The organism is Actinomadura logoneensis (assembly GCF_003428695.1).
Lineage (GTDB): Bacteria > Actinomycetota > Actinomycetes > Streptosporangiales > Streptosporangiaceae > Spirillospora > Spirillospora logoneensis.
Genome location: NZ_QURH01000908.1, coordinates 1 through 6911, shown reverse-complemented (window position 1 = coordinate 6911; position 6911 = coordinate 1). Strand labels below are relative to the sequence as shown.

At 72.8% G+C, this 6911-nt stretch carries 7 protein-coding genes; 4 read left to right on the top strand and 3 right to left on the bottom strand.

The window, feature by feature from the left end:
• The coding region (locus DZF91_RS30655) for a phosphoribosyltransferase (RefSeq protein WP_117360567.1) at window positions 1–473 on the bottom strand (473 nt) is incomplete at its 3' end.
• Between the two features lie 401 nt (window positions 474–874).
• Here DZF91_RS30655 and DZF91_RS30650 point away from each other — a divergent pair.
• The gene (locus DZF91_RS30650; protein ID WP_117360566.1) at window positions 875–1228 is read left to right on the top strand and encodes a hypothetical protein; all 354 of its coding nucleotides are present in this window, start codon (window positions 875–877) and stop codon (window positions 1226–1228) included.
• Between the two features lie 71 nt (window positions 1229–1299).
• Here the strand turns inward: DZF91_RS30650 and DZF91_RS30645 are convergent, their stop codons facing one another.
• Window positions 1300–2259 (bottom strand): phosphotriesterase family protein, encoded by a 960-nt coding sequence (locus DZF91_RS30645; protein ID WP_117360565.1) that lies wholly within the window; start codon window positions 2257–2259, stop codon window positions 1300–1302.
• Window positions 2260–2362: 103 nt separating this feature from the next.
• Window positions 2363–3682 (bottom strand): YihY/virulence factor BrkB family protein, encoded by a 1320-nt coding sequence (locus tag DZF91_RS30640; RefSeq protein ID WP_235834672.1) that lies wholly within the window; start codon window positions 3680–3682, stop codon window positions 2363–2365.
• A 524-nt stretch (window positions 3683–4206) separates the two neighbouring features.
• On the opposite strand from DZF91_RS30640, the gene DZF91_RS30630 reads away from it, so the two are divergent.
• Genes DZF91_RS30630 through DZF91_RS30620 form a run of 3 tightly spaced genes read left to right on the top strand, consistent with a single transcriptional unit; the run spans window position 4207 to window position 6760 of the window.
• On the top strand, window positions 4207–5871 hold the full coding sequence (locus DZF91_RS30630; RefSeq protein ID WP_117360562.1) for a nitrite/sulfite reductase: 1665 nt from the start codon (window positions 4207–4209) through the stop codon (window positions 5869–5871).
• Window positions 5868–6053 (top strand): Insertion element protein, encoded by a 186-nt coding sequence (locus DZF91_RS30625; protein WP_117360561.1) that lies wholly within the window; start codon window positions 5868–5870, stop codon window positions 6051–6053. The genes DZF91_RS30630 and DZF91_RS30625 overlap by 4 nt, the downstream gene beginning before the upstream one ends.
• Window positions 6050–6760, top strand: coding sequence for a phosphoadenylyl-sulfate reductase (locus tag DZF91_RS30620; RefSeq protein WP_117360560.1), 711 nt, complete (start codon window positions 6050–6052; stop codon window positions 6758–6760). Before DZF91_RS30625 ends, DZF91_RS30620 begins: the two co-directional genes overlap by 4 nt.
• Window positions 6761–6911: the final 151 nt, after the last annotated feature.

The following is a 6911-nucleotide window of genomic DNA, read 5'->3' as shown; positions in this document are numbered from 1 at the left end:
AGCCGGGCCGGCCGCCGGGGCCGCACGGCCGCCAGCGCGGCACGGGCCGTCCCGCCCGTCGCGAGCCCGTCGTCCACCACGACCACCGCGCGCCCCTCGGGCTCCGGCAGCGGACGGTCACCCCGGTAGGCCCGGACGCGGCGCTCCAGCTCGGCCCGTTCGGCGGTCACGGTGGCGGCGAGGTCCGCCTCGTCCAGCCGGAGCTGCGACAGTAGGCGCGCATCCAACACGGGCTCCCCGCCCTCGGCGATCGCGCCCACGCCGAACTCCGGCTGTCCCGGACACCCGATCTTCCGCGTCACCAGCACGTCCAGGACCCCGCCGAGCCGCCGCGCCACCTCGTACCCGATCGGAACCCCGCCGCGCGGCAGCGCGAGCACCAGCGGTTCCTCCAGGCCCAGCGGCACGAGCCGTTCGGCGAGCACCCGTCCGGCCTCACCCCGGTCCGCGAACGGCAACTGCACGGACGGCATGACGTCCTCCCCCCGGAAGCCCAAGGCCACTTCCCAGCTTAGACGTCGTCTCATCCGGTGACCGGCGGTGGCGGACCAGGGCGGCGGCGCCCGCGAGCTTGCAGGTCCCGCTCGTCTCCGAGCGGCGATGCTCGACGCTGGGCGGGCACGGCGGCCTTCCCCTCTCGGCCTTTTGGTGTGTCCACCCCGGTCCGATAACGGAGAGTTATTTTCCAAGTGCGATCTGTTACCGTTTTGTTGGCAGGCCCGCGTGTGTGGCTGCTGGGAGGCGAGACGGTCGGCCCGGTCCCCGGCCAGGGGCCCGGACGGGCACCCGGGAGCCCGGCGCGGACGGCCTGATACGGGTCCTCGCCGGGCCGGAGGTCCCCCCCAACGAAGACACCGGAACATCCGGAGGAACCATGAAGCTCTGGAAAACGGCCGCAGCGGCCGTCCCGCTGGCCGCCCTCACGGTGCTGGTCCCCGTGCAGGCGGACGCCAGCACGACCGCCGCCTCATCAGCACCCAGGTGCCACTACAACGTGGTGCACGTGAAGCGCGGCCACTACCTCGCCGTCCGGCGGCATCCCCGACTCCACTCAAAGAGAGTGAACCGCCTGCACTACAACGCCAGGCACGTGCTTGGCGGCTGCAAGAAGGTCCAGGAGCCGCACTCGAAGCGCCACTGGGTCCACGTCCACCCGAAGAAGGGCAAGCAGGCGGTCAACAACAGGTCGGGCTACTCGCTCAGCCACTACCTGCACAAGGTCCGATAGGTCCTCCGAGGCCGTCTCTGCCCGTCGCCGCGGGCAGAGACGACCTCGCCTGGGCTTTCGCGGGTGCCGGGTCAGTCGGAGGCGGTGAGCCAGGCCAGGGGGTTGGCGTGCAGGATCAGCTCCAGGGTGGCGTCGTCGGCTCCGGCCGTGCGCAGGGCGGGGACGACGCTGGTGAACAGGTGGCCGTAGCCGGGGCCGTCGTAGCGGGTCACGTGGGTCATCCGGCTGACCCCGGAGCTGAGCATGACGCGGTCGGCGTGCCCGGCGTCCAACAGCTCCAGCACGGGCCGGATGCGGGCCTCCAGCGGCGGGGTCGGGGCGTCCGGGTCGAAGGGCAGCATGCTGAACGAGACGTAGGCGCCGCTGTCGGCGATCTTGCGCAGCGCGGCCGGGTCGTCGCCGAGGTCCTGCCGGGTGAGGGCGACGCGGCCGGGGGCCAGGCCCGCGGACGTCAGCACCTCCAGCAGCGCCAGGCCGGACCGGCCGTGCGCGGCGACCGACAGGCCCGAGTACGCGGCGGCGCGGGCGGCGGCGCGCAGGCAGCGCTCCTCCGCCTCGGTGGGCGTCTCCCCCCAGGTGCCGACCTCGCCGATCACGCCGGGCAGCGCGCTGGTCCCGTCCAGGCCGAAGCCGATCTCGGCGAGCAGCCGCTCGGCCAGCCGCACCTCGTCGGCGTCGTCCACGTGGGACGGGTGGAACGGTCCCGCGAACACGCCGGTGGAGGCGATCACCGCCACCCGCGCCCCGGCCGCCATCCGGGACAGGGTGGCGGCGTTGCGGCCGGCGCCGGAGCAGGTGAGGTCCACGACCAGGCCGACGCCGTGCTCGACGCGCAGCGCGCCCAGCTCGCCGGTGACGGTCTTCTCCTCGTCCAGCCAGCGGCGCGGGTCGGAGTCCAGCTGCCGCGGGTGCGTCGGCCAGCGCAGATCGAGCTGGAGGTGCTCGTGCGCGAGCACCGGTCCGGTGACGGAGGAGGCGTCGATGGCGCCGGTGACGGTGCGCAACCGCCCGGCCTGCTCACTGGGGGTCATACCTGGCGAGGTTACGACATACTTGACTGATTCCCAGCCGATCGCTGGGGATTCTTTACCCTCACGTCCGGCCGTCGCACCGCCCTCGCCTTCCGGCCGCCGTTCAGGGACGGTCCGGCGGGTCGGACGCCTCCTGGCGGGCCCGCAGGGTCGCCGCGCTGGGCCAGCGCCGGTCGATCTCGCTGTTGAGGGCCGCGCCCAGCAGGACGGCGAGGGCCGCCACGTAGAGCCAGCCGAGCACCGCGATGGACGCCGCCAGCGAGCCGTACACCGAGACGCCGCGCAGCGACCCGGCCAGGTAGAAGCGCAGCAGGAAGCTGCCGACGATCCAGATCAGCAGCGCCACGACCGCGCCCGGGATCTCCCGCCACCAGGCCGTCCGGACCGGGATGCTGTGGTGGTACAGCAGCGCGAGGAACACCACCGACAGGGTGATCACGACCGGCCAGTAGAAGACCTCCACGAAGCCGGAGCTCTGCGGGACGGCCTCCCGCGCGATCGCCGGCCCCGCGACCAGCAGCGGGATCACCGCCGACATCAGCACCAGGCCGAGCAGGTACAGGAAGAACGCGCGCAGCCTGGTCCGGACGACCCCGCGCACCCCGGACAGCCCGTAGGTGATGGTGATCGTGTCCACGTAGACGTTCGTGGCGCGCGACCCCGCCCACAGCGACACGAGGAAGCTGACCGACACCACGTCCGGCCGCCCGCCCCGGACGACGTCGTCGATCAGCGGCACGACCAGGCCCTTGACGGCCGGCCCGGTGAGCACGTTCTCGGCGCGGTGGATCGTCCAGGTGCGGATCTCGCCGATGGTCTCCGCGCCGAGCAGCCCCTTGACGTGGCCCATCATGCCGACCAGCCCGATCACCAGCGGCGGCAGCGACAGCAGCGCGAAGAACGCCGCCTCGGCCGCCAGGCCGGTCACCCGGTAGCGGAACGCCGCCACGACCGTGCCGCGCAGCAGGATCCAGGCCGTCTGCAGGGCCGACCCGAGCGCGGAGTGCAGGGGCGCCTCCAGGCCCCCTCCCCCGGTGCCCCCGGTTCCCCCGGTGCCCTCGGTGTCCCTCGGCCGCTCGGCACCCTTCGTCCGCTCGGCACCCTTCGTCCGCTCGGCGTCCACCGCCTCGGCATCGGTCCGCGCGGCTTGGGGCGGTGCGGCATCGGTCGGGGCGGCATCGGTCGTCGAGACTTGAGGCGGCGCGGCTTCCGCCTGTGCGAACTCGGACACCGTTGATTCGGACGTCGCGGCCTCGGGCTCCGCGGCCTCGGGCTCCGTGGTCGCAAACTCCGCGGTCTCGCCGTCCACGGCCTCGGGCTCGGCCGCCTCGTCCGCCTCGGCGGGGCCGGGGGCTCCGGGTTGGGACGTCCTGCCCGGGCGCGGGCGCGGAACGGCCGCCGGCACCGACTCGAATTCGGCCACCTTCTCGCCCGTTCCCTCCGCCGAACCGCCCCTACCGCCCGCGGGCGCTCCGCCCGCTCCACGCACCACCGACCTCCACGGTAGAGCGTCCCCCGTCCGGATCATGCTCCGCTCACCCATTTCCGTGATCCGCGCGGCGCGTCGCGCCCCCGATTCGACGGCGCGGCGGGGCGTCCGGCCCGTGATCGACATTTCCGGAGATGACGCTCGTCACCGTCCGCATGCCGGACGGAACTGGACACGTCGCTCCGGCCCGTGTCACAGTTCAGGCATGTCTGCCGTGGACCCGCTGCTGGTGATGCGCCGGCACGTGGACTTCCTGCGGGTCAGCAGCGCCGCCTGTCGGTGACGCCCGGACCACGCCCCTGCCGTAGTCGACCTGTGCCTACGCACTGACCGATCCGTCGAACGCGGGGCGCGTGGCGCATCGGCGTCGTCCCGAACACGACCTTCCGCTCAGCGTCGAGCCGGCCGTTCCCTGCCGCCGGTGCGTCCGCGTCCCCTTGACCGTCCAAGGACGCGCCGTGCCACCTGCGACCACCACCACCGTCAGACGCCCGCGAGGCGAGGGCCAGTGGGCCCTCGGCTACCGCGAGCCCCTGAACAAGAACGAAGAGAACAAGAAGAACGACGACGGGCTCAACGTCCGCGACCGCATCATCCAGATCTACTCCAAGGCGGGCTTCGACTCGATCGACCCCGCCGACCTGCGCGGCCGGTTCCGCTGGTACGGGCTGTACACCCAGCGCAAGCCCGGGATCGACGGCGGCAGGACCGGCTCGCTGCCCGACGAGGAGCTCGACGACCGCTACTTCATGATGCGCGTGCGCATCGACGGCGGGCAGCTCGACGGCCCGCAGCTTCGCACCGTCGCCGACATCGCCACCCGGTACGCGCGCGGCACCGCCGACATCACCGACCGGCAGAACATCCAGTACCACTGGATCCGCATCGAGGACGTCCCCGCGATCTGGGAGGCGCTGGAGGCGGTCGGCCTGCACACCACCGAGGCGTGCGGCGACACCCCGCGCGTCATGATCGGCTGCCCGCTGGCCGGGATCGCGGCGGACGAGGTGATCGACGCGACCCCGCAGCTGCGCGAGGTGCACGACCGGTACATCGGGTCGCCGGAGTTCTCCAACCTGCCGCGCAAGTTCAAGTCGGCGTTCTCGGGCTGCACCGCGCACTGCACCGTCCACGAGATCAACGACGTGGCGTTCGTCGGCGTCGTGAACGAGGACGGCGAGGTCGGCTACCAGGTGTTCGTGGGCGGCGGGCTGTCCACCAACCCGATGTTCGCGCGGAGCCTCGGGGTGTTCGTCCGGCCGGAACAGGCGCACGAGGTCTGGAAGGGCGTCGTGTCGGTCTTCCGGGACTACGGGTACCGGCGGCTGCGGCACCGCGCGCGGCTGAAGTTCCTGGTGTCCGACTGGGGCGTGGAGCGGTTCCGCCAGGTGCTCCAGGACGAGTACCTGGGGTACGCGCTGCCCGACGGCCCCGAGCCCGCCGCGCCGCTCCCCCGCCGCGACCACGTCGGGATCCACCCGCAGAACGACGGCAAGTACTACGTCGGCTTCGCGCCGCGCGTGGGCCGGGTGAACGGCGAACTGCTCGGTGTCGTCGCCGACCTCGCCGAGCGGTACGGGTCCGGGCGGGTGCGGACGACGGCCGAGCAGAAGATGGTCATCCTGGACGTCCCGGCCGAGCACACCGAGGCCCTGGCGGACGAGCTGGCCCGGCACGACCTGCAGGTCCGGCCGTCCACGTTCCGGCGGCAGACGATGGCCTGCACCGGCATCGAGTTCTGCAAGCTCGCGATCGTCGAGACCAAGCAGCGCGCGATGGACATGGTCGACGAGCTGGAGAAGCGGCTGCCGGACTTCGAGCAGCCGGTCACGATCAACGTCAACGGCTGCCCGAACGCCTGCGCGCGGATCCAGGTCGCCGACATCGGGCTCAAGGGCCAGCTGGTCGTGGACGAGAACGGCGACCAGGTGGAGGGCTTCCAGATCCACCTCGGCGGCGCGCTCGGGCGGACGTTCGGCAAGAAGGTCCGCGGGCTGAAGACCACCTCGGCCGGGCTGACCGACTACGTCGAGCGGGTCGTCCGCGCCTACGACGCGCAGCGCGCCGAGGGCGAGACGTTCGCCGAGTGGGTGGGCCGGGCCGACGAGGCGGACCTGAAGTGAGCGAGCGGGCCGCACCCTTCTACTGCCCGTACTGCGGCGAGGAGCGGCTGGAACCGCGCACCGGGGAGGGGGCGTGGTTCTGCCGTGACTGCGTCCGCTCCTTCCACCTGAAGTTCCTCGGGGTGGGAACGCCCCGCGAGGCCGGAGCGCCCCGGCCGGAGCACGAGGAGACGCCATCGTGACACTGCTGGAGACCGACAGACCCGCACTGCACCTGGAGGACGTCGTCGAGTCGGCGGCCGACGCGCTCGAGGGCGCGCCCGCCCGGGAGGTCGTCCGCTGGGCCGCCGCGACGTTCGGCGACCGGATCTGCCTGACCTCGTCGATGTCGGACGCCGCGCTGATCCACCTGGTGTCCCGGGTGAAGCCCGGGATCGACGTGCTGTTCGTGGACACCGGCTACCACTTCGCCGAGACGACCGGCACCCGGGACGCGGTGGAGGCCGTGTACCCGGTGAACGTCATCGACGTCCGGCCGTCCCGGACGGTCGCCGAGCAGGAGGCGGCGCTCGGGCCGCGGCTGTACGGCCGCAACCCCGACCTCTGCTGCCACCTGCGCAAGGTCGCGCCGCTCGGCCGCGCGCTGGAGGGCTACATGGCCTGGTTCAGCGGCATCCGCCGGGACGAGACGGCCGCGCGCCGCGACCGGCGGGTCGTGGAGTGGGACCGGCGGCGCGGCATGGTGAAGGTGAACCCGATCCTCGACTGGACCCAGGAGGAGATGGACAACTACATCCAGGACAACGGCATCCTGGTGAACCCGCTGCACCATGACGGCTACCCGTCGATCGGCTGCGAGCCCTGCACGCGGCCCGTCGCCCCCGGCGAGGACCCGCGCAGCGGCCGGTGGGCCGGGACGGGCAAGACCGAATGCGGAATCCACCTGTGAGGCCGTCCGGGCGGCCGGTCGCGACGCCGACCGGGTGGCTGCCGATCTTGACGCCGTCCGGGGGGCCGGGCGAACGGCCGCTGGTCGCGGTGGCGCACGGGTCGCGGGACCCGCGCGCCGCCGCGACGGTGGCGCGGCTCGTGGACGCCGT

What these genes read in the sequence shown, in the direction of transcription:
- DZF91_RS30650 (WP_117360566.1), top strand. Translation starts at nt 875, where the DNA reads ATGAAGCTCTGGAAAACGGCCGCAGCGGCCGTCCCGCTGGCCGCCCTC.
- DZF91_RS30645 (WP_117360565.1), bottom strand. Translation starts at nt 2,259, where the DNA reads ATGACCCCCAGTGAGCAGGCCGGGCGGTTGCGCACCGTCACCGGCGCC.